The sequence below is a fragment of the Marixanthomonas ophiurae genome, from assembly GCF_003413745.1.
In the GTDB taxonomy this organism is placed as follows: domain Bacteria; phylum Bacteroidota; class Bacteroidia; order Flavobacteriales; family Flavobacteriaceae; genus Marixanthomonas; species Marixanthomonas ophiurae.
In genome coordinates this window covers 1046106-1071341 of record NZ_QVID01000001.1, presented here as the reverse complement: position 1 = coordinate 1071341, position 25236 = coordinate 1046106, and the positions used below count along the sequence as shown (strand labels likewise).

Sequence of the window (25236 nt, the reverse complement as noted above, 5' to 3'; positions counted from 1 at the left end):
GTGACAGATGCGGGGGTATTAGAAGTTGGGAGTGAAAAATATAAGCTTAAAGTTCTTTCATGGGGTCCCAGAACAATTTTTCAAAATTCTGAATTTGATTGTCAACAACCTCTACTCCTTCACTTTCCAGCAACTGTTGCATTAAGTTGGTTCCTTTAAAATGGTGCTTTCCGGTAAGTAATCCTCTTTTATTTACTACTCTATGCGCAGGAACGTCTGGATCTTTGCCACTTCCGTTCATAGCCCAACCTACCATTCGAGCACTTCCGGCAGATCCTAAATAACGGGCAATGGCACCGTAGCTTGTTACTCTTCCGTAGGGAATTTGTTTTGCAACTTGGTACACTTTTTCAAAAAAACCTTCCGAAGCCATCTTATATTTCTTGCATAATTTTAAGTAACGTAATAACTGAAATAACTGCTGTGATTATCCCAATGATAAAATTCATGTTGACATTCAGTTTGTTTTGGTCATCTTTTTGCCTAAAAAACCACACATACATAGCCAACACGGCAAAAGTGCCTAAACCTGATCCCACCACCGTACTCCATAGGTCTGGTTGAGAAAAACTAAACCAGCCAAAACCTGCAAAGGTGATACTTATATATACCCAATATGGTAGGGGCAGTAGGTTTACTAACGCCAATAACATTCCTGAAAATAATCGATTGGTTTTAGAATGGTTTACATCATCAGGTAATTGCCTACGGGTATCTTTTGCTATGAAGAAAAAATAAATGGTGATACAAATAAAAATACCCAATGCTACTTTTTGAAGCATAGAAACATACTCAGGGTGCTGATCTAAAAACCGAGCAAAAAATAAAGCGACCAAGGTTTGAAACATTACGGTAATGCAAACGCCAGTGGAGAACAAGAATCCTTTTTTCCGACCTTCTTTCATACTTATTTTTGCCGCATATAAGTTTAGCAAACCAGGAGGGATTACTCCTACAAATGCTGCTAAAAAGCCAATGGCAAAATTTACAAGTACAGTCATAAAAACGCTGTTTCAAGTGTGAATATAAACAAAATTATCTATCTGAATGTAAACCTGATATAGGTTATCTTTTTGTTTTCCTCCAAATATTGTTGCTCGTAAAAGGTTTGGATACCGGTTACTTCTTTTGGAGAATGGGCGTTTCCGTACACATCGTGATGAGCATATTCTATTTTTTCATCAAGACCATGCAGTAATCCCAAGGTATAACCGTGCATAAATTCGCTGTCGGTTTTTAAATGTACTAAACCGTCGGGTTTTAAAACTTTTCGGTATTTATTTAAAAAATCTTCATTGGTAAGGCGGTGTTTTGTGCGCTTATATTTTATCTGTGGATCGGGGAAGGTAATCCAGATCTCATCTACTTCGTTTTCTTCAAAAAGAAGATCAATTAACTCAATTTGTGTTCTTAGAAAACCAACATTGTCTAGTTTTTCTTCTAAGGCTGTCTTGGCACCACGCCAAAAGCGAGCTCCTTTAATATCTATTCCTAAAAAATTATGATCTGGATAGTTTCGGGCCAAGTTTACTGAATATTCTCCTTTGCCACAACCAAGTTCTAACACTAATGGTTTATTATTTTTAAAAAAGTTTTTTTTCCAATTTCCTTTTAAGTTTAAGCTATTCGAAAATACTTCTTCCCGTGTTGGTTGGATTACGTTTTCAAAAGTCTCGTTTTGCTTAAATCGTTTTAGTTTGTTTTTACTGCCCACTGTTACCTATTTCTTAGTACTGTTGATAATTTGGTAAAATTAAGGAAATAGTAGTAAGTGACTACATTGTGTACCTTTGTTTTTGTGAACAGTAAAAAAACGATTTTGGTCGCCCCTTTACATTGGGGTTTAGGGCATGCTACGCGTTGTATACCCATTATACGGGCGTTAATTAAAAACAATTATAATGTTCTTCTAGCTTCAGATGGAGGTGCTTTATTATTACTTCGGAAAGAATTTCCCGAGTTACCGTACGTTTCGTTACCCTCCTACAATATAACCTATCCTAAAAAGGGGACTTTTTTTAAGCTAAAATTACTATTGAAAATCCCCTATATTCAGAAAATAATTGCTTCAGAAAAAAAAGTAATTGATAAAGTAGTCTCTGACGGGAAAATCCACGCAATAATAAGTGATAACCGTTGGGGTGTACGCAGTGAAAAAATTCCTTCGGTGATTATAACCCATCAACTAAATGTGTTGTCGGGGAGCACCTCGTATGTAAGCAGTAAAATGCATCAAAAATTAATTAAAAAATTTGATGCTTGTTGGGTTCCAGATTTGGAAGGTTCTATTAACTTAAGTGGGAAATTAGGTCATTTTAAAAACGCGCTTTCCGTTCCTTTTCCTGTTACTTATATTGGCTTGTTAAGCCGAATGCAAAAAAATAAAACCCCCATTGTGTATGATGTTTTGTGCTTACTTTCCGGACCAGAACCGCAACGGACAGCTTTGGAGGAGCAATTAATTTCAGTTTTTAAAAATTCAGAAAAAAAGATTTTATTGGTTCAAGGAGTTGTTGAAGACAAAAAAAAAGAAAGGCAAGCAGGGACTATAAAAATTATAAACTTTCTACAAAGCAACGAACTAGAACAGGCTATTAATGAAAGTGCTTGTGTAGTTTCTCGCTCGGGTTACACAACTATTATGGATCTGGCCGCTATGGAAAAGAAAGCTTTTTTTATACCTACACCCGGACAATTTGAGCAACTTTACTTGGCCAAACGTTTAAAACAAGCTGGGTTTGTACCAAGTTGCAAGCAACATAAATTTAAAATAGTGAAATTGGATAAAATTTCGTTTTATAAGGGGCTGAAAGATTTTAACAGCCAACCTGATTTTAAAAATCTATTTCGCTTTTTCGAGGGTGAATGAGAACTCCGAGCCTACCTCAAGTTGGCTTTCCAAATAAATTTTTTCATCATGGGCTTCGAGAATATGCTTTACAATAGAAAGTCCCAAACCGCTACCGCCTTCTTTACGCGAACCACTCCTATCAACCCTAAAAAAACGTTCGAATAACCGCGGTATTTTATCTTTTGGTATACCTTCGCCATTATCGGTCACCCTTACAATTACTTTGTTTTTAATTAGGTCTTCTATGCTTACTTCAGTTGTGCCATCTTTTTTACCGTATTTAATAGAATTTACAATCAAATTGGTCAATACCTGTTGTATACGTTCACGATCTGCTTCCACAAAAATGCTTTCTTTATAATCAATATCGAACGTTAATGTAATATTCTTCTTGGCTGCTTTCATTTCAAACAGGTCAAAAACACCTTGTATTAGTTCGATAATGTTGAAGCGTTCTTTGTTCAGGTTTAGATCACCTACTTCAAGCTTGGTGATCATATCAAGGTCTTTTACAATATATATAAGTCGTTCCACACCTTTATTAGCACGCTGCAGGTATTTTTTACGGATGGCCTTGTCTTCCATAGCACCATCAAGCAAAGTTAAAATATAGCCTTGAACAGTAAATAAGGGAGTTTTTAATTCATGAGAAACGTTTCCCATAAATTCTTTCCTATAGTTTTCGCGGCCTTTAAGGGTTTCAATCTCAATTTTTTTGGTTTCAGCAAAACGTTCCACTTCTCTAGTAAGCGTTGCCATGTCGGTAGTGATTTGTTTTTTATCAAAAGTAGAAGCGTCGAGTAACCGAACATCATCATATATTTTTTTTACTCTACGATAGATGAACTTTTCAACTCTATATTGAATGAAAAAGAATGAAAAAGAAAAACACACAATGGCAAATGCGATTATAAACCAATACATCTCAACTTTAGTGACATAAAAAAAAACACCCACGACGAGTGTTAGAAAGAATGTCAAAAAGCTTGATGTATAGGCAGCAAACTTGTATGTTCTTTTAAATTCTTTCGCCATTAAACTACAAACTTATAACCTACTCCTTTTACGGTTTTAAATTTTTCATCCCCGAGTTTTTCACGAAGCTTACGAATGTGAACATCGATGGTTCTTCCTCCTACAACCACTTCGTTGCCCCAAACACGGTCTAAAATTACTTCACGTTTAAATACTTTCCCAGGTTTTGACGCTAACAAAGCTAATAATTCAAACTCCTTTCTAGGCAGTACCATTTCCTCTTTGCCTAAAATGATTTTATACTCTTCTCTATTAATTACTAAGTTACCTAATTTAATTTTACCCGTTTCTTCTTTTGTTTCTTTATACCTTCTAAGCAATGCTTTCACTTTACTTACCAATACTTTTGGCTTAATGGGCTTTGTAATATAATCATCGGCACCTGCATCAAAACCTGCAACTTGTGAGTAATCCTCACCACGGGCTGTTAAAAAGGTAATGATGGTTTCGGCCAACTCGGGCATGTTACGCATTTTTTCACAAGCTTCCATTCCATCCATTTCGGGCATCATTACATCAAGAATGACTAAGTGCGGTATTTCTTTTTTTGCTTTTTTCACAGCCTGTTTACCGTTTTCAGCAGTAATAACTGTATAGCCCTCTGATGATAAATTATAACCAACTATTTCCAAAATATCTGGTTCATCATCTACTAATAGAATTTTTATGTCTTTTTTCTTCATAGATAGTAACTATTGGTTTTTTAAAAGTTTAAAGATACCATATATTACTTTTTCGTATCGTTTATTATTTTAAATGATAACGATATTGTAACATGAACACCCTTAAATCAAGCTCTTTTATCATGTATATTATCCTAATGTTAAGCAATTTATAAACTGTTATTCAAAATCAACAACTAACAGACATTTATGTATATTTGCAAAGTAATCAAACATTTTATACTTAATGAAAAAAATTACTTTATTGGTTACACTTTTTGCAAGTGTTGCTTCTTTTGCCCAGATTTCTATTAATGAGGTTGACTCAGATCAAACTTCAACGGACACAGAAGAGTTTATAGAACTTTTGTCCGATACCCCAAACTTTTCACTCGACGGGTATATAGTGGTGCTGTTTAACGGAAACACAACTGACAACGTAAGTTATACAACAGTTGATTTGGCAGGTTTTCAAACCGATTCAGATGGCTATTTTGTTATAGGTAGTGATGCTGTTTCTGGTGCAGACGTAACTTTAGGCGCTAGTAATACTATACAAAATGGTGCAGATGCCGTGGCTATTTATCAAGACGATGCTGCTAACTTTCCAAATGAAACACCAGCTACAACTACCAATTTAATTGATGCTATTGTCTATGGAACAGGTGACGATAACGATACAGACTTATTGGCCGCTTTAGGAGAAACTGTACAATATGATGAAGATGCTAACGGAAACAAGGACACAGAGTCTTTACAGTTAAATACTGATGGAACTTACTGTATTGCTGAACCTACCTTACGAGCTGAGAGTGATTGTGAGCCATTAAGCGTAGGTGATAATTTTGAAAGCCAGTTTTCAATGTACCCAAATCCAGCTTCTAATGGTCTTGTAAATATCGTTTCAAAAGTAAACGGCACAAAACAAGTTGCTATTTTTGATGTATTAGGAAAGCAAGTAATTAATACTACTTTAAATGGTGAGCGTTTAAATATTGCTACACTTACAACTGGTGTTTACATTGTAAAAATAAACCAAAGAAACGCTTCTGTTACTAAGAAGTTAGTAGTGAAGTAATTTTTCTGAAATTATAATACTAATAAAGCTCTTGCTTAGGCAGGAGCTTTTTTTATTTCCTTATTTTTGAAATGTCTATTCTGAAACCATGCTTCAAGAAAAAATTTTCAACATACAAACACCCGAAGACTTCAATGAAATTGCATTAGAAGTGTTTAACTTTCAATACGAACATGTAAAAGTGTACAGGCAGTTTTGCGATATCTTAAAAATTAATCCGAAGCAAGTAAAAGAAATTTCTGAAATACCATTTCTCCCAATTCAGTTTTTTAAAAGCCATCCTATTATTGCTGAAGGATATAACGAAGAAACTATTTTTACTAGTAGTGGGACCACCGGAAGTATAACAAGTAAACATTATGTTGCCAGTACAAAGCTATACGAAGAAAGTTTCAACAAAGCATTTCAAAATCAATACGGAAACCCTACCAATTATACCATCTTGGCTTTATTACCCTCTTACCTAGAACGCGAAGGTTCTTCCTTAATTTATATGGTCGATTCGTTAATAAAGCAAAGTGAAAATATAAACAGTGGTTTTTATTTACATGAAATGGACGCCCTAATTGAAAAACTTACATTTTTAGAAGCTGAAGGAAAAAAGACCTTATTATTAGGTGTTTCGTATGCGTTATTAGATTTAATTGAAACACAATCATTTCAGTTAAAAAACACCATCGTTATGGAAACTGGCGGTATGAAAGGTCGAAGAAAAGAAATGATAAAAGAAGAATTACACGCAGTACTTCAACAAGGTTTTGGTGTTTCTGAAATACACAGCGAGTATGGAATGACCGAACTACTCTCCCAAGCCTATTCAACCGGAAACGGAATCTTTACCTGTCCGCCTTGGATGAAAACCTTAACTCGAGACACCGAAGATCCATTTACATACGTCAATGAAAAAAACGGAGGAATTAATGTAATCGATTTAGCAAACTTGTATTCATGTAGTTTCATCGCCACCCAAGATTTGGGCAAACTACATAAAAATAACACTTTTGAAATTTTAGGACGATTTGATGATAGCGATATACGAGGCTGCAATTTGATGATGCTGTAACCCTCTGTTATAAAGTTAATTAAATGCTAAATTTATACAATTAGCTGTAAGATACGTAAAGATATACGACTACTGTAGTGCAAAGATGTCTTGAGCCTTCGGGCTCAGTTCATAATTGGTTGGTTAGTTAATTTGGAAAACCCCGCTCCTTCTTAGGAAACGGGGTTTTCTTATGTTTATAGCCTAAACAGCCTTAATAATAAAGTAATTTTTCTTACCGCGTTGCAGTAGTATAAATTGATTATTTATTAAGTTATCTGAAGTGATTTTATAATCCTCTTGTACTTTTTCTTTATTCACCGAAATGGAATTTTGTTGTAACGCCCGACGCGCTTCCCCATTGGATTTCAAGAAATTGGTTTCTGAAGCTAGCGCAGCTATAATGTCCATTCCGTTTTCAATTTCAGTTTTGGCAATCTCGGCTTGGGGAACACCTTCAAACACATCTAAAAAAGTTTGTTCATCCAACGTTTTTAAATCGTCCGAAGTTGATTTCCCAAATAATATTTCCGAAGCTTTTACAGCTTTTTCATATTCTTCTTCATTATGCACCGTTACGGTTACTTCTTTAGCCAATCGTTTTTGTAACAATCTAGCATGTGGAGCTTCGTTATGCTCAGCAACCAAAGCTTCAATAGTTTGTTTATCTAAAAAAGTGAATATCTTAATATACTTTTCAGCATCTTCATCGCTGGTGTTTAACCAATATTGGTAAAATTTGTACGGAGAAGTACGCTTTGCATCCAGCCAAACATTTCCGCCTTCACTCTTTCCAAACTTACTACCATCACTTTTAGTAATTAATGGACAGGTTAACGCATAACCTTTTCCACCACCAATACGACGAATCATTTCGGTACCCGTAGTGATATTTCCCCATTGGTCGCTTCCGCCCATTTGTAGGGTACAATCGTAGTTTTTGTACAAATGGTAAAAGTCGTAGCCTTGTACCATTTGGTAAGTGAATTCGGTAAAAGACATGCCATCGGCTGCTTCTCCAGTTAAACGTTTTTTAACTGAATCTTTCGCCATCATATAATTAACCGTTATATGCTTTCCAACATCGCGAATAAAGCCTAAGAATGAAAACTCTTTCATCCAGTCGTAGTTATTTAATATAACTGCTTCATTTTCTGCTTCCGATTTAAAATCTAAAAACTGAGACAATTGTTTTTTTACACAATTCTGATTGTGCTGAAGGGTTTCTTCATCCAATAAGTTACGTTCATTCGATTTCCCAGAAGGATCACCAATCATTCCTGTGGCGCCACCAACCAAGGCATATGGTTTATGTCCACAGCGTTGATAAAAAGACAACAGCATAATAGGAACTAAATTCCCAATGTGTAATGAATCTGCCGTAGGATCAAATCCTATATAAGCAGATCGCATTTGTTCCATAAGGTGTTCTTCGGTATCTGGCATTACATCGTGTACCATACCTCGCCATTGCAATTCTTCAACGAAATTTTTCACTTTTAAAATATTTTATTTGTATTATTTCAGCAAAGATATACCCAATGGCGTTAACAGAAAAGAATACTATAAAAAAGACTATTTTTACAGCATGATTTTAGTCACCGGAGGCACAGGATTAGTAGGATCGCATTTGTTATATTTTCTTCTGAAAGAAAACAAACAGGTTCGTGCCATCCATAGAAAATCTAGCGATTTGCAAGCTGTGAAAAAGATTTTTAGCTATTATGTAAATGAAACTGAAGCTGAAACACTTTTTAATAAAATTGAATGGCAAGAAGCCAATATCACCGAAATACCAGCTTTAACTGATGCCTTTAAAGATATTACCTATGTATATCACGCTGCCGCCTACATTAGTTTTGACCCTAAGCACTACAAAAAACTAAAGAAAGCCAATATTGAAGGTACAGCGAATATTGTTAATCTATGTTTGGCTCATTCGGTAAAAAAATTGTGTTATGTGAGTTCGGTTGCAACCTTAGGTACAGCTTTAAATGGAGCTCCTATAACAGAAGAAACACATTGGAATCCCGAAGAAAAAAATAATATCTATTCCATTACAAAATACGGAGCCGAGATGGAAGTTTGGCGGGGTACGCAAGAAGGACTGGATGCCGTTATTTTTAAACCGGGCGTTATTCTTGGCGAAGGCTATTTTAATTCTGGTAGTGGCGTAATTATTAAAACGGCTTCAAAAGGAATCCCTTTTTATACTGATGGAGGGATGGGAGTTGTGGATGTACAAGACGTAGTGAAAGCTATGATTCAAGGGATGCAGACTTCAGTAAAAAACACATCATATATATTAGTAGGTGATAATGTATTGTATAAAAAATTACTTACCAAAATAGCCACTACTTTGAAAGTAAAGCCCCCTAAAAAACGAGCACCTAAATGGGTTTTGATGGTATTCAGTAAATTTGATTGGTTTATTTCTAAACTTTTTGGAACAAAACGGACCATGCTAAAAGCTACGGTTAATTCATTATATACGGTCTCTAATTACAGTAGCTCAAAAATTGAATCGGAATTAAATTTTCAGTTTACACCTATTTCTGAAACGTTAGACCGCGTAGTAGATCGTTACTCAATGGAGTCCTGAGAAGATGCCTGTAAAGCTGGCACCAAGCCGGATTGTTCCGAAACGGAATCTTTAACCTTTTCTTCTTCACTTTTGTTAGCCTCTTCTAATTTTTGAATACTATCTGCTTCTTTTTTCAAAGCCTTCAACCGTTCATCAATAATTTGAAACATCGACTCATAGTCCTCTAGATTTGCCGCATAGTAATTGTTACTATTACTAACTTGGGTACTATCTACATTATATTTCGCATATATAACCGAATCTAGTTTTAAGCCGTAAGATCTTATTTTTCGGTTGTTTACACTTCGTGCAGCATTGCTAATGTAAGATTCCATCATAATTTCAATCATCTTTTCCTCAGAGATTAAATTATCTGGTTTCTTAGGTTTTTCAACACTTTGGCAACCAAAAGCCGCAAAAAATAGTATGAAAAATAGATACTTCATTAACGATCAAAAGTTATACGCTCGCCATGACTTCTATTAGGAAATTTTAAATTTTCGTAAGCCAATGTTCCATTTACAATGGTGTGCGTTACACGCGATTTAAATACGGCACCTTCAAAAGGTGACCAGCCGCACTTGTATAAAATATTTTCTTTATTTACCGTCCAAGGTGATTGTAAATCCATCAATACCAAATCTGCTTTATAACCCCTGCGAATGTAACCACGATCTTTAATTTGAAATAATATCGCTGGGTTATGCGCTGTTTTTTCAACAATTTTTTCTAACGAAATAAGTCCTTTATGGTACATCTCCATTAACGCAACCATCGCATGTTGTACCAAAGGTCCTCCAGAAGGGGCTTTTGTATATACATTGTTTTTTTCATCCCAAGTATGTGGAGCGTGATCGGTGGCAATTACATCAATACGATCATCTTTCAATGCTTTCAATAATCCTTCCCGGTCGTTTTTAGTTTTCACGGCTGGATTCCACTTAATTTTTGTGCCCTTGGTTTTATAATCTTCATCACTAAACCAAAGGTGATGAATGCATACTTCTGCTGTGATTTTCTTTTCTGAAAGTGGCTTTTTATTGCTAAATAACTTTGTTTCTTTTGCTGTTGAAAGATGGAACACGTGTAATCTAGCTCCTGTTTTCTTAGCCAATTCAATTGCTTTTGAAGAAGAAAGGTAACAAGCTTCTTCACTTCTAATAACTGGATGCTTTTCTAATGGAATATTATCTCCATATTCTTTAATGTGCTCTTCTAAGTTTTTCTTTATCGTGGCTTCATCTTCACAATGGGTAGAAATCAACAATTTTGTTTTACTGAAGATATTTTCAATGGTTTCAGGATCATCCACCAGCATATTTCCTGTAGAAGAACCTAAAAACAATTTTAATCCTGCAACTTTAGTAGGATCAACTTTTAAAATTTCATCAAGGTTATCATTCGTGCCACCAAACATGAAGCTATAATTGGCCCAAGAAGTCTCTTTAGCAATGGTAAATTTATCCTCCAAAAGCTCAATGGTTGTAGCTTGCGGAATGGTGTTGGGCATTTCAATAAAAGTTGTAATCCCACCAGCAACTGCAGCTTTAGATTCGCTTTCAATATCGGCTTTATGGGTTAAACCTGGTTCTCTAAAATGAACCTGATCGTCTATCATCCCTGGCAATAAATATTGACCATCTGCATCAATGATTTTAGTATCAGAAGATTTTGCGCTGATACTATTGGAAATCTCGGCAATTATATCATTCTCTACAAGCACATCTCCTTGAAAAATGCTTCCTTCGTTTACAATATTCGCGTTTTTTATTAAAATGCTACTCATTTAAATTTCATTAAAGTCGGTGTTGCCAAAAAGGCTCTTAAATTTCATTTTTACTACTCCAAAAATGGCTTCGGAAATAATCCCTCTATCCATTTTTGATTCGCCCCGAGTTCTATCTGTAAAAATAACGGGGACTTCTTCTATTTTAAATTTTGCTAGGTAAGCTTTATATTTCATCTCTATTTGAAACGCATACCCTACAAACTGTATTTTATCCAGGTTTATTTTTTCTAGTACTCTACGTCGATAACACACAAACCCTGCCGTAGTATCATAAATTTTCATACCAGTTACAAACCGAACGTATTTTGAAGCCGACCAAGATAGCAATACGCGATCCATAGGCCAATTTACAACATTTACACCTTGCACATACCGGGAACCGATGGATACGTCCGCACCATTTTTTCTACAGGCATTATAGAGACGTATTAAATCGTTTGGGTTATGAGAAAAATCAGCATCCATTTCAAAAACATATTCATAATCACGTTGCAACGCCCACTTAAATCCTGCTATATATGCTGTGCCCAACCCTGCTTTTTCTTTCCTTTTTAGCAAAAAAAGTTGTTCGGGGTAGTTTTCAAAAAGTGACTCAACAGCTTGTCCCGTACCATCTGGAGAGTTGTCATCGACCACTAATATGTGGAAACCCATTCCCAACGAAAAAACATTACGTACCAACCGCTCTATATTTTCAATTTCATTGTATGTTGGTATCACCACAAGGGCTTTGGACATAGCCTACTTTTTGAGGCAAATGTACCCTTTTTTCAGCAAATAAACGTGAAGGAAATTCTAATTGAATTGCTTTTTGTCATATGTATTTTAATGTACCTTTAACTCCAAAAAGCAACAGTTGCAGTATATTGAAAGACATATTGAGTCCATAGATTGGGTGATAATCACGTTAGTTATTTGTCTATTGGTAATAACCCTTGCAAAACATTTGTACCCGAGACAATTTCAGCAATTTATAACATTGCCTGTAAGTGACAAGTATTTTTTGGTTCAAGGAAAGACAGAAGTCATCGTGCATCCCTTTAATATTTTATTGTTTGTTGGCCAGATTCTTTCGGTCTCTTTGTTCATTTATTTGTTTTTCAAGGTTTTTAGTCCTGAAATTGTAAGTTCGGACGAGTTTCTGTTTATTCAAATTTGTACCGGCTACTCGGTGTTCGTTTTTGTAAAATTTTGCATTGAAAAAATTATAGGAACTGCTTTTTCAATAGATACCGTTATAAACTCTTATTTGTTTCAAAAGCTAAGTTACCGAAACCTAATTTCGCTTTTGATTTTCATATTCAATCTTTTTTTATATTTTATTATTGAGCCTACGACTAAAATCCTATTTATCTTTCTAGCGGTAATTGTAGTGTTTAATGGTATTGCACTGTTTTACAGCTACAAAACTAACAGAAATTTAATAATTGGTAATTTCTTCTATTTTATTTTGTATCTTTGCGCACTTGAAATCTCACCCTATTTTATCTTGTATAAAACGTTGGTTTAGATAGAAAAGAATTAAAAAAACTGATTTTATGAAAGTGAAAACTATTTTGGTTTCGCAACCTGAGCCCAAGGTTGAAAACTCCCCCTATTTTGATCTTATTGATAGACAAAAAGTAAAAATAGATTTCAGACCTTTTATTCACGTTGAAGGAGTTCCTAGCAAAGAAGTTAGGGGGCAAAAAGTTGATTTGTCTCAATACACGGCAATTATTTTGACAAGTAGGAATGCGGTTGACCATTTTTTCAGAATAGCCGAAGAAATGCGTTTTAAAGTGCCGGACTCAATGAAGTATTTCTGCCAGAGTGAAGCGGTAGCTTATTACTTGCAAAAATATGTTGTTTATAGAAAACGAAAGATTTATGTTGGTAAACGTACGTTTCAAGAACTTATGCCTCTTGTTAAAAAATACAAGAGCGAGAGTTTTTTACTTCCCTCTTCAGATAAGTTGAAACCTATCGTTCCTGAATTATTAGATGAGTTAGGCGTAAAGTGGAAACAAGCCACTTTTTACAAAACTGTAGTAAGCGATCTTTCTGATCTTCGTCACGTATCGTATGATATTTTAGTGTTTTTTAGCCCAAGTGGAATTGTATCTCTTTTGGAAAACTTCCCAGATTTTGAACAAAAAAATACACGAATCGCCGTCTTTGGAAACACAACTGTAAAGGCCGTAACCGATAATGGTCTGCGAGTAGATATTCAAGCTCCTACAACTGAAACCCCATCTATGACTATGGCACTTGAAAAGTACATTAAGGAGGTAAATAAAAAATAAAGGGACTTCGTTAAAAACTTCTAACAAAAAACGCGCTGTTTAATTACAGCGCGTTTTTTAGTTTATTATTGAGTGTTAGTTACCCTTTAATAGGTGCTCCAGAAAGAATTTCTTCATTCGCATAGGATTCAAACTTCTCAAAATTAGTTTTAAAAGATTTTGCTAAGGATTCAGCTTTCACATCATAAGCCTCTTTATCTGCCCAAGTTTGCCGTGGGTTTAAAACATCGTCTGGCACATTAGGACATTCTTTTGGCATATTCAAACCAAAAATAGGATGGTTTTCATACGCCACATCTTCCAGCTGATTGTTTAGCGCTGCTGTTATCATCGCACGAGTATATTTCAACTTCATACGTCTTCCAGTACCATAAGGACCACCTGTCCAACCCGTGTTTACCAGCCAAACATTTACCCCGGATTCTTTCATTTTAGTACTTAGCATTTCAGCATATTTTGTTGGGTGCAACGGCATAAAAGGTGCTCCAAAACAAGCTGAAAAGCTCGGTAACGGCTCATCAATTCCAGCTTCGGTTCCGGCTACTTTTGCCGTATACCCGCTAATAAAGTGATATGCTGCTTGACCAGGTGTTAATTTTGAAATAGGAGGCAACACCCCAAACGCATCTGCCGTAAGGAAGAATATGTTTTTAGGGTTTTTCCCAATTGAAGGTTGCTGTATGTTATCAATATGATAAATAGGGTAACTTACCCTAGTGTTTTGTGTAACGGAAGTATCTTTAAAATCTACATTGCCCTTGCTATCCATTACTACATTTTCAAGAATCGCTCCCGGCTTAATAGCTTTAAAAATATCTGGCTCTTTGGTCGCTGAAAGATCAATCACTTTTGCATAACAACCACCCTCAAAGTTAAATACTTCGTTGTTTGCTGTCCAACCGTGTTCGTCATCACCAATTAATTTTCGTGTGGGATCTGCAGATAATGTTGTTTTTCCTGTTCCAGAAAGACCAAAGAAAATTGCCGTTTCACCATCTTCACCTACATTCGCAGAGCAGTGCATAGGCAATGTATTTTTATACACCGGTAGAATAAAATTCAGTGCAGAAAAAATACCTTTTTTAATTTCACCTGTATAACCAGTACCACCAATCAAAGCGATTTTTTTACTGAAATTTAAGATAGCAAAGTTATGTTGGCGCGTCCCATCTTCGCCTGGGTTGGCCATAAAACCAGGTGCATTTACAATGACCCATTCTGGATCAAAACTTTCTAGTTCTTTTTCGGTAGGGCGTAAAAACATGTTATGTGCAAACATGTTAGACCACGGATACTCGTTAATAACACGAATATTTAAACGGTAGTCATCATGTGCACAAGCATAACTGTCTCTTACATACACTTCTTTTTCAGAAAGGTAATCCGTTACTTTATTATACAATGCATCAAATTTTGAAGCATCAAAGGGGATATTTATACTTCCCCACCATACTTTATCTTCGGTAACCTCATCTTTAACAATAAAACGATCCTTAGGCGATCGACCAGTAAATTCACCAGTGTTCACTGCAAGAGCACCACTAGATGCTTCTTTACCTTGATCTTTTTGTATTGTTGCGTTGTGAAGTTCTTCTGAAGAGAGTTGATAATTAACTGTTGCATTTTTAATCCCATAATTATCTAATGAGATTTTTCGTATAGTTTGGTTTTTATCGACCATCACTTATTTTAATTGTTGTGGGTTACAAAAATATGAATTCTGAAATAGATAACGAGAAATTAATTAAGGAATTGTAATTACTTTAACGAATAAAGTCCTCGCGCCAACCACAGCCAACCAACAATGAAAAACAACCCACCAATTGGCGTGACAGGCCCTAAAAAGGAAACATTAAAAGGTAAAACCTGTTTTAATGCCAGCAAATAAATAGAACCAGAAAAGAAAATAATTCCGAAAATAAAGAAACGAAACACCCATTTTTTGATTTTTGCCGGTATGGGTTTTGCAAAACCAACAACCAAAAGTGCTAAACAGTGATACATTTGGTAACGCACCCCCGTTTCAAAAGTAGCAACTGATTCTGCATCAACTAATTGTTTTAATCCGTGAGCGCCGAAAGCTCCAATAGCAATGGTAATTGCCGTTAAAATAGAAGCCATAACCACTATATTTTTATTATAATCTCGCATTTGTCCAAATGGATTTTAGTAAATTCGTCAATCTGAAAAATCAATTTCAAAATTACGAAAAAACCTACCGATGCGAAACATTTTAATAATCGGCGCTGGCCGATCTGCAACGAGTTTAATTCAATATTTACTAGAAAAGTCTGAAGCTGAAAAATTAGCTCTTACTATTGGTGACCTTTCTTTGGAAAATGCTCAAAAATTAGCGAGTGAGCATCCCAATGCAACCGCTATTAAATTAGATATTTTCAACGAAGAAGAAAGAAGAAAAACTGTAAAAGCAGCCGATTTGGTAATTTCCATGCTGCCAGCCCGTTTTCATATTGAAGTGGCAAAAGACTGCCTAGAGTTTGACAAACATATGGTCACCGCTTCGTATGTAAGTGATGAAATGCAAGCTTTAAGTAGTGACGTAGAAAAAAAGGGACTGGTTTTTATGAACGAAATTGGTCTCGATCCAGGTATTGACCATATGAGTGCCATGCAAGTGATTGATCGCATTCGTGATAACGGCGGAAAAATGCTGTTGTTTGAATCCTTCACTGGCGGATTAGTAGCTCCAGAAAGTGATGACAACCTTTGGCATTATAAATTTACTTGGAACCCAAGAAATGTAGTGGTTGCTGGTCAAGGTGGCGCTGCCGAATTTATACAAGAAGGCACGTATAAATACATTCCATATCACCGTTTGTTTAGAAGAACTGAATTTTTAAACATTGAAGGCCACGGCCGTTTTGAAGGACTTGCTAACCGAAATTCCCTTAAATATAGAGGAGTTTATGGCTTGGAAGATGTCCTTACGCTTTACCGCGGAACCATCCGTCGTGTTGGGTTTAGTAAAGCGTGGAACATGTTTGTGCAATTAGGAATGACCGATGATGGATATACGATTCCAGATTCAGAAAACTTATCGTATCGTGATTTTGTAAACCTATTTTTACCGTATTCCCCAACCGATTCAGTAGAGTTAAAAATGCGCCACAGCCTTAAAATAGATCAAGACGATCTAATGTGGGGAAAATTGGAAGAGCTTGATATTTTCAACCCTAACAAAAAGATCGGGATTAAAGATGCAACCCCGGCGAAGGCACTTCAGAAAATATTAGAAGATAAATGGACGCTTCAACCTGAAGATAAGGACATGATTATTATGTACCACAAATTTGGGTACGAGCTAAATGGCGAAAAGAAACAGATTGACAGCCATATGGTGTTAACAGGCGAAGACCAAACCTACACCGCAATGGCAAAAACCGTTGGACTTCCAGTAGCCATGGCCGCCATTAAAATTCTGAATAAAGAAATTACCACTCCAGGTGTACAACGCCCAATTAAAAAAGAGGTATACGAACCTATTCTAGAAGAAATGGAAAAACACGGAATTACCTTTAAAGAAAACTTCACCAAATACCTAGGATACAATCCTGATAACGTTCAAGGTTATTAAACTAAAAAGCCCGATTCTAATGAATCGGGCTTTTTTTATTATGCTTTAGGCAGAATTTAATGTAACATTTCGGCTTTTGCAGTCGTCATTATAGCAAACAATCAAATATGTCAAAAAAGAACATCTTACAACTGTCTATAGCATTCATTTTGTTTTTAAATCAAAATCTTATTTTCAGCCAACAACTTGAAATTAAACCTTACGAATTCATAACCACTTCAAATGATACAGTACAAGCAGAAAGGGGAACGTTTAAAGTTAAAGAAAATAGAGAAAAAGCTTTCTCTGATTCTATTCAACTATCCTTTATAAGGTTTAAAAGCACAAACCCAAGTCCATCCAGTCCAATTGTTTATTTATCTGGTGGGCCAGGCGGTTCCGGTTCTGAAACTGCCAAGCACGAACGATTTGAATTATTTATGAAATTGAGCGAAGTTGCTGATGTAATAGCTTTCGACCAAAGAGGAACTGGAATGTCAGACAAATTAATTGATTGTCCCTATAAATTGAACGTTCCCTTAGATAAACCGTTAACAAAAGAGGACTATTTAAAAATAACAACCAAGAATCTAAAAAAATGCAAGTCATTCTGGGATTCTAATGATGTGGATTTGTCTGCCTACAATACTACAGAAAATGCAAAAGATCTAGATGTGTTAAGAAAAGTATTAGGTGCAAAGAAAATATCTCTTTGGGGAATTAGCTACGGTTCGCACTTGGGTTTTGAATACATAAGACTTTTTGAAGAAAATATCGATAAACTGGTCTTAGCAAGTTTAGAGGGTCCAAATGAAACTTTAAGACTTCCTTCAAAAACAGACTTTTTTTTAAACCAAATATGTGAACGAGCGAAAGACAATTACGGTCAGAGCCCCAAGTATCCAAATCTCAAGAATAAGATAACGGAAGTACATAAGAAGTTAAAGGCGCAGCCTATTGTCGTTGAAATAAAAAATGAAAATGGGGGAAAAACGAAAGTAGGAATCTCAGAATTTGAATTGCAGCTTGCAATTACAGCTATTTATTTAAGAGACCCATCAATGTCGAAACAGATACCGAAATTATATTCCGCAATGTACAAAAACGATTTTTCTGAAATCGCACCCATGATAAAACTGATTAAACAATCTATTTCAGAACCTGAAAACCCTATGTCTTTTGCCATGGATATGCAAAGCGGTGCATCAGAATCAAGAAGAAAAGAAATTAGGAATGAACAGAAAACTTCATTGCTCGGTGATGGCATTAATTATTTGATGCTAGATTGGATAGAAGAGCTTAATTATTTTCATCGTCCAGAAGAATTCAGAAAACTCAAAGAAAACAACGTTACCGCTTTACTTTTAAGTGGAAAAATGGATGGTCGGACCTATCTTTCTTCTGCTATTGAAATTGCTAAGTCATTTAAAAACGGGCAACATATAATTATTGAAAATGCAGGTCATAATTTATATATGTTATCTCCAGTCATTGGGGATTTAGTCTGTAATTTTTTTAAAGGAAAAGAACTGAATATTAGCGAAATAAAATTAAATCCTGTTAGATTCGAATAAAAAACTGTGCTTAACAATATTTACTGAACATAAGTATTTAGGCTTTCTAAAAGGTTTTTGCCTTTTAAATAAAAATTCGACTTTCTATTCATCCTGAAAGTTAGCCTCTTTTTAAATACTCCGTTTCGTATATACAAGCGTTATTGAGTCCGCTCGAACTTACCTCTTTTAATCTCTTCCCCCCAAAAACATACTTATAAAGTATAATAACGTCGCTAACGAACCTAATGCGGCTACTACGTACGTTCTAGCTGCCCATTTTAAAGCATCTTCCGCGCCGTCGTGTTCTTGTTGCGTAAGCATATTTTCATTTTCTAACCAAGCTAAAGCACGTTTACTCGCATCAAATTCTACGGGTAAAGTGATAAATGCAAATACGGTGGTCGCCGCAAATAAAATGATTCCGACTAGGAAAAGTGTGTTTCCTAAACCTGTCATAGAGGTTGCGAACGATAATATCAAACCTGCCATAATCACAAAATTAGACAGTTTACTCGCGACACTTACCGCCGGCACAATAGCTGATCTAAATTTTAACCAACCGTACGCCCTTGCGTGCTGAATAGCGTGACCACATTCGTGTGCCGAAACCGCAGCTGCAGCAGCATTGCGCTGCATATACACAGACTCACTTAAATTCACCGTCTTTTTTCCTGGATGGTAGTGATCTGTTAGTTGTCCCGGCGTTGAAATTACCTGAACATCGGTAATACCATTATCGGCTAGCATTTTTTCGGCAATTTCCTTACCGCTCATTCCGTTTTGCAGGTGTACTTTAGAGTATTTTTTAAACTTACTTTTCAGCTTGTTACTTACGTACATACTCACCAAAAAGATGATCCCTGCTAATATATAATATCCTATCATTTCTATTGTTTTACACTTCGGCTCCACTTAGTGTCCATAACGTAGCGAAAGCTTCTGTGATTTTTTTATTGTTAAACCTAAATTCTAAACTAAATATAGCAAATACTGTGCAAATTGTTATCCAACAATATTTACAATTTTACCCGGTACTACAATCACCTTCTTAGGCGTGCGACCCTCGAGGTAATGTGCTGTTTTCTCATGTGCCATTACGGCAGATTCAATTTCATCTTTGCTCATATCTAACGGCAACTCCAATGTAAATCGCATTTTTCCATTAAACGAAATTGGATATTCTTTACTGCTTTCGACCAAATGTTTTTCTTCAAACTTCGGAAACGGTGCAGTAGCAATACTTTCCTTATGCCCTAACAAACTCCACAGCTCTTCTGAAATATGCGGCGCATACGGTGAAATCAACACCGCCAATGGCTCTAACACTTCCCGACTGGTGCATTTTTGAGCCGTCAACTCATTTACGGCAATCATAAACGTAGAAACCGATGTATTAAAACTGAAGTTTTCAATATCTTCTTCTACTTTTTTGATGGTTTTATGCAAGGTTTTTAAACTGTCTTTGGAAGCGGAATCGTCGGTGACGTGGAAAACACCCCCCGTGCCCCCCTCAAGGGGGGAATCACCTTGATGATACAATTTCCATAATTTCTTTAGGAAGTTGTGCACACCACTAATTCCAGCGGTATTCCAAGGTTTCGCTTGCTCTAGCGGCCCCAAAAACATCTCATACATTCGTAAGGTATCGGCGCCGTAGTCTTCGCAAATAACATCGGGGTTGACCACGTTGTATTTGGATTTGGACATTTTTTCGACTTCGCGAGAAACAATATATTTTCCTTCTGAATTAAACTTAAAGCTCACAAAATCCATGTTAGGGTCCCACTTTTTCGCTTTTTCAATATCAAGTTCATTTGAAGTATTAACGAACTCTACAGGAATATGAACTTTCCGAATGTTGCCTTTGTCAATCGACTCTATAACAAGATTATCGAAATTGAAATCTTTATCATATCGATGATGATTTTTGAAGATTTCTAAATCTAAACCTTCTATATCACCATTCTTTATTTTCTGATAATTTTTTTCATCTATTGCGAATGTTAAGCCTAAAACAGAGTCTGGTGCTTTTTCATTTCTATAAACTAAGTAAACAATATTTAAAAAAGCACTCTCTCCCAAAATCATTCCTTGGTTAATCAGCTTTTTAAACGGTTCTTCTACTGGTAAAACCCCACGATCGTGTAAAAATTTCACCCAAAAACGGCTGTATAATAAGTGACCGGTGGCGTGTTCGCTTCCACCAACATATAAATCGACGTTTTGCCAATAGTCCATCGCTTCTTGGCTGGCTAATGCGTCGTCATTTTTTGGATCCATATACCGGAACATATAACAACTACTTCCTGCCCAACCCGGCATAGTGTTTAATTCCAACGGAAACACGGTTTCATCATCCACGTTGTCATTGGAAACTACTTCGTTGTTCTGCGTATCCCACGCCCAAACATCGGCACGGCCTAATGGCGGCTCGCCTTCTTCGGTCGGTAAATAAGCAGATACTTCGGGTAAGGTTAGTGGCAAATGCTTCTCGTCAATTAACTGTGGCAATCCATTTTTGTAATACACTGGAAATGGTTCTCCCCAATACCGCTGACGGCTAAAAACCGCATCGCGCAATCGGTAATTTATTTTTCCTTTTCCCGCGTCTTTTTGTTCCAACGCTTCAATTACTTTGTTGGTGGCGGCTTTGTATTGTAATCCGTTTAAGAAATCACTATTGGTGATTACCGTTTTATCCTTATCAGCAAAAGCGCCTTCAGAAATATCAACCCCTTCAAAAATATTGGGAATTGGGATATCAAAATGACGTGCAAAATCGTAATCTCGTTGATCGCCACACGGAACGCTCATCACGGCACCGGTTCCGTAGCCTGCCAATACATAGTCGCCAATCCAAATAGGAATCGATTCTCCGCTAAAAGGATGTACAGCATACGCACCTGTAAACACTCCTGAAATGGTTTTTACATCAGCCATGCGTTCGCGTTCGCTACGTTTTGCGGTCGCTTCAATGTAGGCTTCTACAGCAGCTTTTTGAGCTTCGGTTGTTATTTTTGACACCAAATCGTGCTCTGGCGCTAGCGTCATAAAGCTAACTCCGAAAATAGTATCGGGACGGGTTGTAAACACCTCAATGGTTTCGTTGTGATCTTTTACATCAAACGTCACACTTGACCCTTCACTTCTACCAATCCAGTTGGTTTGTGAATCTTTAAGCGGCTGTGGCCAATCGATGTCGTCTAAACCATCCAGCAAACGTTGTGCATACGCAGTAATGCGCATACTCCATTGTTTCATTTTTTTACGAACAACGGGATAACCACCACGTTCGGAAACGCCGTTTACAATTTCATCGTTGGCTAACACCGTTCCTAATTGCGGACACCAGTTTACTTCGGTTTCGGCTAAATAGGTTAATCGGTATTGTAATAATATTTCTTGTTGTTTTTCAGAAGAAAATTTGTTCCATGCATCCGCAGAAAAAGCTTCTACATCGCTATCGCAAGCTGCATTTACCTTCGTATTTCCTTCAGAAGTGAAGATTTCTTCTAATTCTGAAATCGGCTTGGCTTTATCCGCTTCATAATCGTACCAACTTTCAAAAAGCTGCATAAAAACCCACTGCGTCCATTTGTAATATTCCGGATCTGAAGTCCGAACCTGACGGCTCCAATCGAATGAAAAACCGATTTTATCCAGTTGTTCACGGTAACGCGCTATATTTTCTTTGGTAGTCTTTTTAGGATGTTGCCCAGTCTGAATCGCGTATTGTTCTGCCGGCAACCCAAAACTATCGTACCCTTGCGGATGCAATACATTAAACCCTTTATGGCGTTTGTAACGCGCATAAATATCACTGGCTATGTACCCAAGTGGATGCCCAACGTGTAACCCTGCACCAGAAGGATAGGGAAACATATCCAATACATAATATTTAGGTTTTTCGCTATTATTTTTAGCTTGGAAGGTTTTGTTGGTCGCCCAATATTTCTGCCAATTTTTTTCAATATTTTTAAAGTCGTATTTGCTCATCGCTACCGTTTGAAAATAGGTGGCAAATTTACGGCTATTGTACGAAAGACAAAAGTTTAAACGTTAGTTACTCGTAGCTTTAAAATTCCTTGTATTTTTACAACACTAATTCAACATATTTATGGCATCATCTTTTGAAAAATATCAAAAACGCAGGTTGATTTCTTCTTACTTTTCAGTAGTAATTAGCATTTCGCTTGTCTTATTTTTACTGGGATTGTTAGGGTTGTTGGTGCTAAACACCAAGAAAGTTGCCGATCATTTTAAAGAGCAAATTGCCTTAACCGTCTATTTAAAAGACACCGCCAAGGAAGTTGAAATCACGCAATTAAAGCAAAGTTTGGCATTAGCCGAATACACTAAAACGGCTGAATACATCAGCAAAGAACAAGCCGCCGAAGCCCACAGTGCCACCATTGGTGAAAATTTTATGGACTTTTTAGGGTACAATCCGCTACAAAATAGCATTGATGTCTATTTATTGGCCGATTATGTATCGCCTACTCAGTTGGAAGAAATTACAGACGAGCTGATGACCAAAGATTTTATCGATGAAGTTGTGTACGATAAACCCCTTATCGCTTTGTTGAATGACAATGTGAAAAAAATCAGTTTTTGGGTATTAGTGATTAGCGGCATCTTTTTATTTATAGCCGTATTGCTTATTAATAGTTCCATTAGGCTTTCGGTGTATGCGAAACGTTTCACCATTAAAACCATGCAAATGGTAGGTGCCACCAAACGATTTATTAGACGCCCTTTTATCTGGAAAAGTGTTCGGTTAGGTATGATTGGCGCAGTTTTGGCGCTAATAGGAATGGGCTTCGTGTTATATTATCTCAACAGAAGCTTCCCTGAATTACAATTACTGGAAGACAAATTATTATTAGTCGGGTTATTTGCAGGTGTCTTTTTCGTAGGCGTGTTTATAAGTTGGTTGAGCACCTTTTTTGCAACGCAGCGATTCTTAAATTTACGCACAGACGAATTATATTATTAAACCGTACCTTTGCACCCGAAAACAGGAAACAATTATTAGTATGGGAGAACAGAAAAGAAAAGAAGAAGCCCAAAAACGATACTTTATATTTGAGCGTAAAAACTACCAGTTTATGCTTATTGGTATTGCGTTTATCGCCCTAGGTTTTATTTTAATGTCTGGCGGTGGTAGCGATGATCCTAATGTTTTTAATCCTGAAATTTACAGTTGGCGACGCATTCGCTTAGCACCTGCTTTAATCTTGATTGGTTTTGGCATTGAAGTGTACGCTATTTTATTGAATCCTCACAAGAAAAAATAATCCATGAATAGTTGGGATGCCATTCTCTTGGGTATTATCCAAGGGTTTACCGAATTTTTACCCGTTTCTTCTAGTGGTCACCTTGAATTAGGAAAAGCCATTCTTGGCGACACTATGGTTGCCGAAGAAAGCCTTTTATTTACTGTCGTTTTACACTTTGCTACGGCTTTAAGTACGATTGTAGTTTTCAGAAAAGATATTATTGAAATTATAACCGCTTTGCTGAAATTTCAATGGAATGAAGAAACCCAGTTTATTGTAAAAATTGGCGTTTCCATGCTACCCGCAGTTGTTATCGGGTTGTTATTTGAAGAACAATTAGAATCCTTTTTCGGCGGAAGCATCGCTTTTGTAGGCGCTATGCTTATTGTAACCGCTGTACTTTTGTGGCTAGCAGACCGTTCCAAAAACACTGGTAAACCCGTTACATTTAAAGATTCGTTCATTATCGGTATTTCGCAAGCCATTGCCATGCTTCCTGGGATTTCCCGAAGTGGGGCGACTATTTCAACTTCCGTTTTATTAGGAAATGATAAAAGTAAGGCCGCTCGTTTTTCTTTCTTAATGGTCGTGCCGTTAATATTTGGTAAAATTGCTAAAGATTTATTAAGTGGCGACCTTTCTGCCGAAAGCACTAATTTCACAACACTTGGATTGGGCTTTACCGCTGCTTTTATTTGCGGACTCATTGCTTGCACGTGGATGATTTCATTGGTAAAAAAGAGCAAACTTCGCTATTTCTCTGTGTATTGTGTAATCGTTGGATTGATAGCCATCATCGTAAGCTTTATCTAAATGACCGAACAAGATTTTAAAGACGGACAAGTACTTTTAATAGACAAACCTCTTAACTGGACTTCATTTCAGGTGGTTAATAAAGTCCGTTGGCTCATTAAACAACGCTTTGGTTTAAAAAAAATAAAAGTAGGTCACGCCGGAACGTTAGACCCATTGGCAACCGGATTGCTTATTCTGTGTACTGGAAAATTCACTAAAAAAATCGAAACTTTTCAAGCGCAGGAAAAAGAATATACCGGAACATTTACATTAGGCGCTACAACCCCTAGTTACGATCTGGAAACTAAAATTGACCAACAATTTGATATTTCAGAAATAACTTCGGAAGAAATTAAGAATGCTACTGAACAATTTACAGGAGAAATTCAACAGCAACCGCCCGTTTTTTCAGCGTTGAAGAAAGAAGGGAAACGATTGTATGAATATGCTCGAGCAGGAGAAAAAGTCGAAATCCCCACACGAACGGTACATATTTCAGCTTTTGAAATTACGCGAATTGAACTTCCGGAAGTTGATTTTAGAGTAGCATGCAGTAAAGGAACCTACATCCGCTCATTAGCACACGATTTTGGAAAAGCACTTAATAACGGAGCACATCTTTCTGCCTTACAACGAACTAAAATTGGTGATTTTTCCGTAGAAAACGCCACTACAATTGAAGCTTTTGAGCAATCCTTATAACCTT

The 25236-nt window shown here is 36.5% G+C and carries 25 protein-coding genes; 12 read left to right on the top strand and 13 right to left on the bottom strand.

Features of this window, described 5'->3' with window-relative positions; genetic code table 11:
- Positions 1-46 precede the first annotated feature (46 nt).
- From DZ858_RS04875 to trmB, 3 genes are read right to left on the bottom strand one after another with little or no spacing between them, the layout of a single operon-like run.
- The gene (locus DZ858_RS04875) at positions 47-373 is read right to left on the bottom strand and encodes an MGMT family protein (protein WP_117158401.1); all 327 of its coding nucleotides are present in this window, start codon (positions 371-373) and stop codon (positions 47-49) included.
- Position 374: 1 nt separating this feature from the next.
- Positions 375-1001 carry a lysine transporter LysE gene (locus DZ858_RS04870; protein WP_117158400.1) on the bottom strand — a complete coding sequence of 209 codons (627 nt, stop codon included), beginning with the start codon at positions 999-1001 and terminating at the stop codon, positions 375-377.
- Between the two features lie 38 nt (positions 1002-1039).
- Positions 1040-1714: a tRNA (guanosine(46)-N7)-methyltransferase TrmB gene (gene trmB / locus DZ858_RS04865; protein WP_117158399.1), complete on the bottom strand. Its 675-nt coding sequence runs from the start codon at positions 1712-1714 to the stop codon at positions 1040-1042.
- A gap of 84 nt (positions 1715-1798) precedes the next feature.
- Here trmB and DZ858_RS04860 point away from each other — a divergent pair, with 84 nt between their 5' ends.
- Positions 1799-2869 carry a glycosyltransferase gene (locus DZ858_RS04860; RefSeq protein ID WP_117158398.1) on the top strand — a complete coding sequence of 357 codons (1071 nt, stop codon included), beginning with the start codon at positions 1799-1801 and terminating at the stop codon, positions 2867-2869.
- Here DZ858_RS04860 and DZ858_RS04855 read toward each other — a convergent pair.
- Both DZ858_RS04855 and DZ858_RS04850 read right to left on the bottom strand, forming a co-directional pair.
- A complete protein-coding gene (locus tag DZ858_RS04855) occupies positions 2843-3886 on the bottom strand; it encodes a sensor histidine kinase (RefSeq protein WP_117158397.1) in 1044 nt (347 codons plus the stop codon). The genes DZ858_RS04860 and DZ858_RS04855 overlap by 27 nt on opposite strands.
- Positions 3886-4569 (bottom strand): response regulator transcription factor, encoded by a 684-nt coding sequence (locus tag DZ858_RS04850; protein ID WP_117158396.1) that lies wholly within the window; start codon positions 4567-4569, stop codon positions 3886-3888. The genes DZ858_RS04855 and DZ858_RS04850 overlap by 1 nt, the downstream gene beginning before the upstream one ends.
- A 226-nt stretch (positions 4570-4795) precedes the next feature.
- Here DZ858_RS04850 and DZ858_RS04845 point away from each other — a divergent pair, with 226 nt between their 5' ends.
- Complete coding sequence (locus tag DZ858_RS04845) at positions 4796-5626, top strand: T9SS type A sorting domain-containing protein (RefSeq protein ID WP_117158395.1); 831 nt, start codon at positions 4796-4798, stop codon at positions 5624-5626.
- Between the two features lie 88 nt (positions 5627-5714).
- Complete coding sequence (locus tag DZ858_RS04840) at positions 5715-6689, top strand: LuxE/PaaK family acyltransferase (RefSeq protein ID WP_117158394.1); 975 nt, start codon at positions 5715-5717, stop codon at positions 6687-6689.
- Between the two features lie 183 nt (positions 6690-6872).
- On the opposite strand, the gene tyrS is transcribed toward DZ858_RS04840, so the two are convergent.
- Positions 6873-8165, bottom strand: a complete 1293-nt coding sequence (gene tyrS, locus DZ858_RS04835) for a tyrosine--tRNA ligase (RefSeq protein WP_117158393.1) — start codon at positions 8163-8165, stop codon at positions 6873-6875.
- A gap of 91 nt (positions 8166-8256) precedes the next feature.
- On the opposite strand from tyrS, the gene DZ858_RS04830 reads away from it, so the two are divergent.
- Positions 8257-9270: an NAD-dependent epimerase/dehydratase family protein gene (locus DZ858_RS04830; protein WP_117159522.1), complete on the top strand. Its 1014-nt coding sequence runs from the start codon at positions 8257-8259 to the stop codon at positions 9268-9270.
- Here DZ858_RS04830 and DZ858_RS04825 read toward each other — a convergent pair.
- The 3 genes from DZ858_RS04825 to DZ858_RS04815 are packed head-to-tail and all read right to left on the bottom strand — an operon-like array spanning position 9252 to position 11779.
- A complete protein-coding gene (locus DZ858_RS04825; protein ID WP_117158392.1) occupies positions 9252-9698 on the bottom strand; it encodes a DUF4296 domain-containing protein in 447 nt (148 codons plus the stop codon). The two genes, DZ858_RS04830 and DZ858_RS04825, sit on opposite strands and share 19 nt — an antisense overlap.
- On the bottom strand, positions 9698-11038 hold the full coding sequence (locus DZ858_RS04820; RefSeq protein WP_117158391.1) for a dihydroorotase: 1341 nt from the start codon (positions 11036-11038) through the stop codon (positions 9698-9700). Before DZ858_RS04820 ends, DZ858_RS04825 begins: the two co-directional genes overlap by 1 nt.
- Positions 11039-11779 carry a polyprenol monophosphomannose synthase gene (locus DZ858_RS04815; RefSeq protein ID WP_117158390.1) on the bottom strand — a complete coding sequence of 247 codons (741 nt, stop codon included), beginning with the start codon at positions 11777-11779 and terminating at the stop codon, positions 11039-11041.
- Between the two features lie 157 nt (positions 11780-11936).
- Between DZ858_RS04815 and DZ858_RS15385 the strand changes: the two genes are divergently transcribed.
- A complete protein-coding gene (locus DZ858_RS15385) occupies positions 11937-12551 on the top strand; it encodes a DUF4271 domain-containing protein (protein ID WP_394340448.1) in 615 nt (204 codons plus the stop codon).
- Between the two features lie 28 nt (positions 12552-12579).
- Positions 12580-13326 carry a uroporphyrinogen-III synthase gene (locus DZ858_RS04805; RefSeq protein WP_117158388.1) on the top strand — a complete coding sequence of 249 codons (747 nt, stop codon included), beginning with the start codon at positions 12580-12582 and terminating at the stop codon, positions 13324-13326.
- A gap of 79 nt (positions 13327-13405) precedes the next feature.
- Here the strand turns inward: DZ858_RS04805 and pckA are convergent, their stop codons facing one another.
- Both pckA and DZ858_RS04795 read right to left on the bottom strand, forming a co-directional pair.
- Positions 13406-15007 (bottom strand): phosphoenolpyruvate carboxykinase (ATP), encoded by a 1602-nt coding sequence (gene pckA / locus DZ858_RS04800; protein WP_117158387.1) that lies wholly within the window; start codon positions 15005-15007, stop codon positions 13406-13408.
- A 77-nt stretch (positions 15008-15084) separates the two neighbouring features.
- Complete coding sequence (locus DZ858_RS04795) at positions 15085-15447, bottom strand: DUF423 domain-containing protein (protein WP_239990718.1); 363 nt, start codon at positions 15445-15447, stop codon at positions 15085-15087.
- Between the two features lie 100 nt (positions 15448-15547).
- Between DZ858_RS04795 and DZ858_RS04790 the strand changes: the two genes are divergently transcribed.
- Both DZ858_RS04790 and DZ858_RS04785 read left to right on the top strand, forming a co-directional pair.
- On the top strand, positions 15548-16921 hold the full coding sequence (locus tag DZ858_RS04790; RefSeq protein ID WP_117158385.1) for a saccharopine dehydrogenase family protein: 1374 nt from the start codon (positions 15548-15550) through the stop codon (positions 16919-16921).
- A 107-nt stretch (positions 16922-17028) separates the two neighbouring features.
- On the top strand, positions 17029-18474 hold the full coding sequence (locus DZ858_RS04785; RefSeq protein ID WP_117158384.1) for an alpha/beta fold hydrolase: 1446 nt from the start codon (positions 17029-17031) through the stop codon (positions 18472-18474).
- 168 nt (positions 18475-18642) lie between these two features.
- Here the strand turns inward: DZ858_RS04785 and DZ858_RS04780 are convergent, their stop codons facing one another.
- The gene (locus tag DZ858_RS04780) at positions 18643-19341 is read right to left on the bottom strand and encodes a zinc metallopeptidase (RefSeq protein ID WP_117159521.1); all 699 of its coding nucleotides are present in this window, start codon (positions 19339-19341) and stop codon (positions 18643-18645) included.
- 117 nt (positions 19342-19458) lie between these two features.
- On the bottom strand, positions 19459-22452 hold the full coding sequence (locus DZ858_RS04775; RefSeq protein ID WP_117158383.1) for a leucine--tRNA ligase: 2994 nt from the start codon (positions 22450-22452) through the stop codon (positions 19459-19461).
- 121 nt (positions 22453-22573) lie between these two features.
- On the opposite strand from DZ858_RS04775, the gene DZ858_RS04770 reads away from it, so the two are divergent.
- Genes DZ858_RS04770 through truB form a run of 4 tightly spaced genes read left to right on the top strand, consistent with a single transcriptional unit; the run spans position 22574 to position 25232 of the window.
- Positions 22574-23452 carry a cell division protein FtsX gene (locus tag DZ858_RS04770; protein ID WP_117158382.1) on the top strand — a complete coding sequence of 293 codons (879 nt, stop codon included), beginning with the start codon at positions 22574-22576 and terminating at the stop codon, positions 23450-23452.
- Between the two features lie 40 nt (positions 23453-23492).
- Positions 23493-23753, top strand: coding sequence for a DUF3098 domain-containing protein (locus DZ858_RS04765; RefSeq protein WP_116694647.1), 261 nt, complete (start codon positions 23493-23495; stop codon positions 23751-23753).
- Between the two features lie 3 nt (positions 23754-23756).
- The gene (locus DZ858_RS04760) at positions 23757-24548 is read left to right on the top strand and encodes an undecaprenyl-diphosphate phosphatase (RefSeq protein WP_117158381.1); all 792 of its coding nucleotides are present in this window, start codon (positions 23757-23759) and stop codon (positions 24546-24548) included.
- Positions 24549-25232 (top strand): tRNA pseudouridine(55) synthase TruB, encoded by a 684-nt coding sequence (gene truB, locus DZ858_RS04755; RefSeq protein WP_117158380.1) that lies wholly within the window; start codon positions 24549-24551, stop codon positions 25230-25232.
- Positions 25233-25236 lie beyond the last annotated feature (4 nt).

Excerpts from the sequence above, each read along its gene's own strand:
- DZ858_RS04785 (WP_117158384.1), top strand. The coding sequence starts at position 17,029 with ATGTCAAAAAAGAACATCTTACAACTGTCTATAGCATTCATTTTGTTT.
- DZ858_RS04870 (WP_117158400.1), bottom strand. The coding sequence starts at position 1,001 with ATGACTGTACTTGTAAATTTTGCCATTGGCTTTTTAGCAGCATTTGTA.
- DZ858_RS04780 (WP_117159521.1), bottom strand. The coding sequence starts at position 19,341 with ATGATAGGATATTATATATTAGCAGGGATCATCTTTTTGGTGAGTATG.
- DZ858_RS04815 (WP_117158390.1), bottom strand. The coding sequence starts at position 11,779 with ATGTCCAAAGCCCTTGTGGTGATACCAACATACAATGAAATTGAAAAT.
- DZ858_RS04855 (WP_117158397.1), bottom strand. The coding sequence starts at position 3,886 with ATGGCGAAAGAATTTAAAAGAACATACAAGTTTGCTGCCTATACATCA.
- DZ858_RS04830 (WP_117159522.1), top strand. The coding sequence starts at position 8,257 with ATGATTTTAGTCACCGGAGGCACAGGATTAGTAGGATCGCATTTGTTA.
- DZ858_RS04775 (WP_117158383.1), bottom strand. The coding sequence starts at position 22,452 with ATGAGCAAATACGACTTTAAAAATATTGAAAAAAATTGGCAGAAATAT.
- DZ858_RS04875 (WP_117158401.1), bottom strand. The coding sequence starts at position 373 with ATGGCTTCGGAAGGTTTTTTTGAAAAAGTGTACCAAGTTGCAAAACAA.
- DZ858_RS04840 (WP_117158394.1), top strand. The coding sequence starts at position 5,715 with ATGCTTCAAGAAAAAATTTTCAACATACAAACACCCGAAGACTTCAAT.
- DZ858_RS04795 (WP_239990718.1), bottom strand. The coding sequence starts at position 15,447 with ATGGCTTCTATTTTAACGGCAATTACCATTGCTATTGGAGCTTTCGGC.
- truB (WP_117158380.1), top strand. The coding sequence starts at position 24,549 with ATGACCGAACAAGATTTTAAAGACGGACAAGTACTTTTAATAGACAAA.
- pckA (WP_117158387.1), bottom strand. The coding sequence starts at position 15,007 with ATGGTCGATAAAAACCAAACTATACGAAAAATCTCATTAGATAATTAT.
- DZ858_RS04765 (WP_116694647.1), top strand. The coding sequence starts at position 23,493 with ATGGGAGAACAGAAAAGAAAAGAAGAAGCCCAAAAACGATACTTTATA.
- DZ858_RS04850 (WP_117158396.1), bottom strand. The coding sequence starts at position 4,569 with ATGAAGAAAAAAGACATAAAAATTCTATTAGTAGATGATGAACCAGAT.
- DZ858_RS04820 (WP_117158391.1), bottom strand. The coding sequence starts at position 11,038 with ATGAGTAGCATTTTAATAAAAAACGCGAATATTGTAAACGAAGGAAGC.
- DZ858_RS04805 (WP_117158388.1), top strand. The coding sequence starts at position 12,580 with ATGAAAGTGAAAACTATTTTGGTTTCGCAACCTGAGCCCAAGGTTGAA.
- DZ858_RS04790 (WP_117158385.1), top strand. The coding sequence starts at position 15,548 with ATGCGAAACATTTTAATAATCGGCGCTGGCCGATCTGCAACGAGTTTA.
- DZ858_RS04770 (WP_117158382.1), top strand. The coding sequence starts at position 22,574 with ATGGCATCATCTTTTGAAAAATATCAAAAACGCAGGTTGATTTCTTCT.
- DZ858_RS04825 (WP_117158392.1), bottom strand. The coding sequence starts at position 9,698 with ATGAAGTATCTATTTTTCATACTATTTTTTGCGGCTTTTGGTTGCCAA.
- DZ858_RS04845 (WP_117158395.1), top strand. The coding sequence starts at position 4,796 with ATGAAAAAAATTACTTTATTGGTTACACTTTTTGCAAGTGTTGCTTCT.
- DZ858_RS04760 (WP_117158381.1), top strand. The coding sequence starts at position 23,757 with ATGAATAGTTGGGATGCCATTCTCTTGGGTATTATCCAAGGGTTTACC.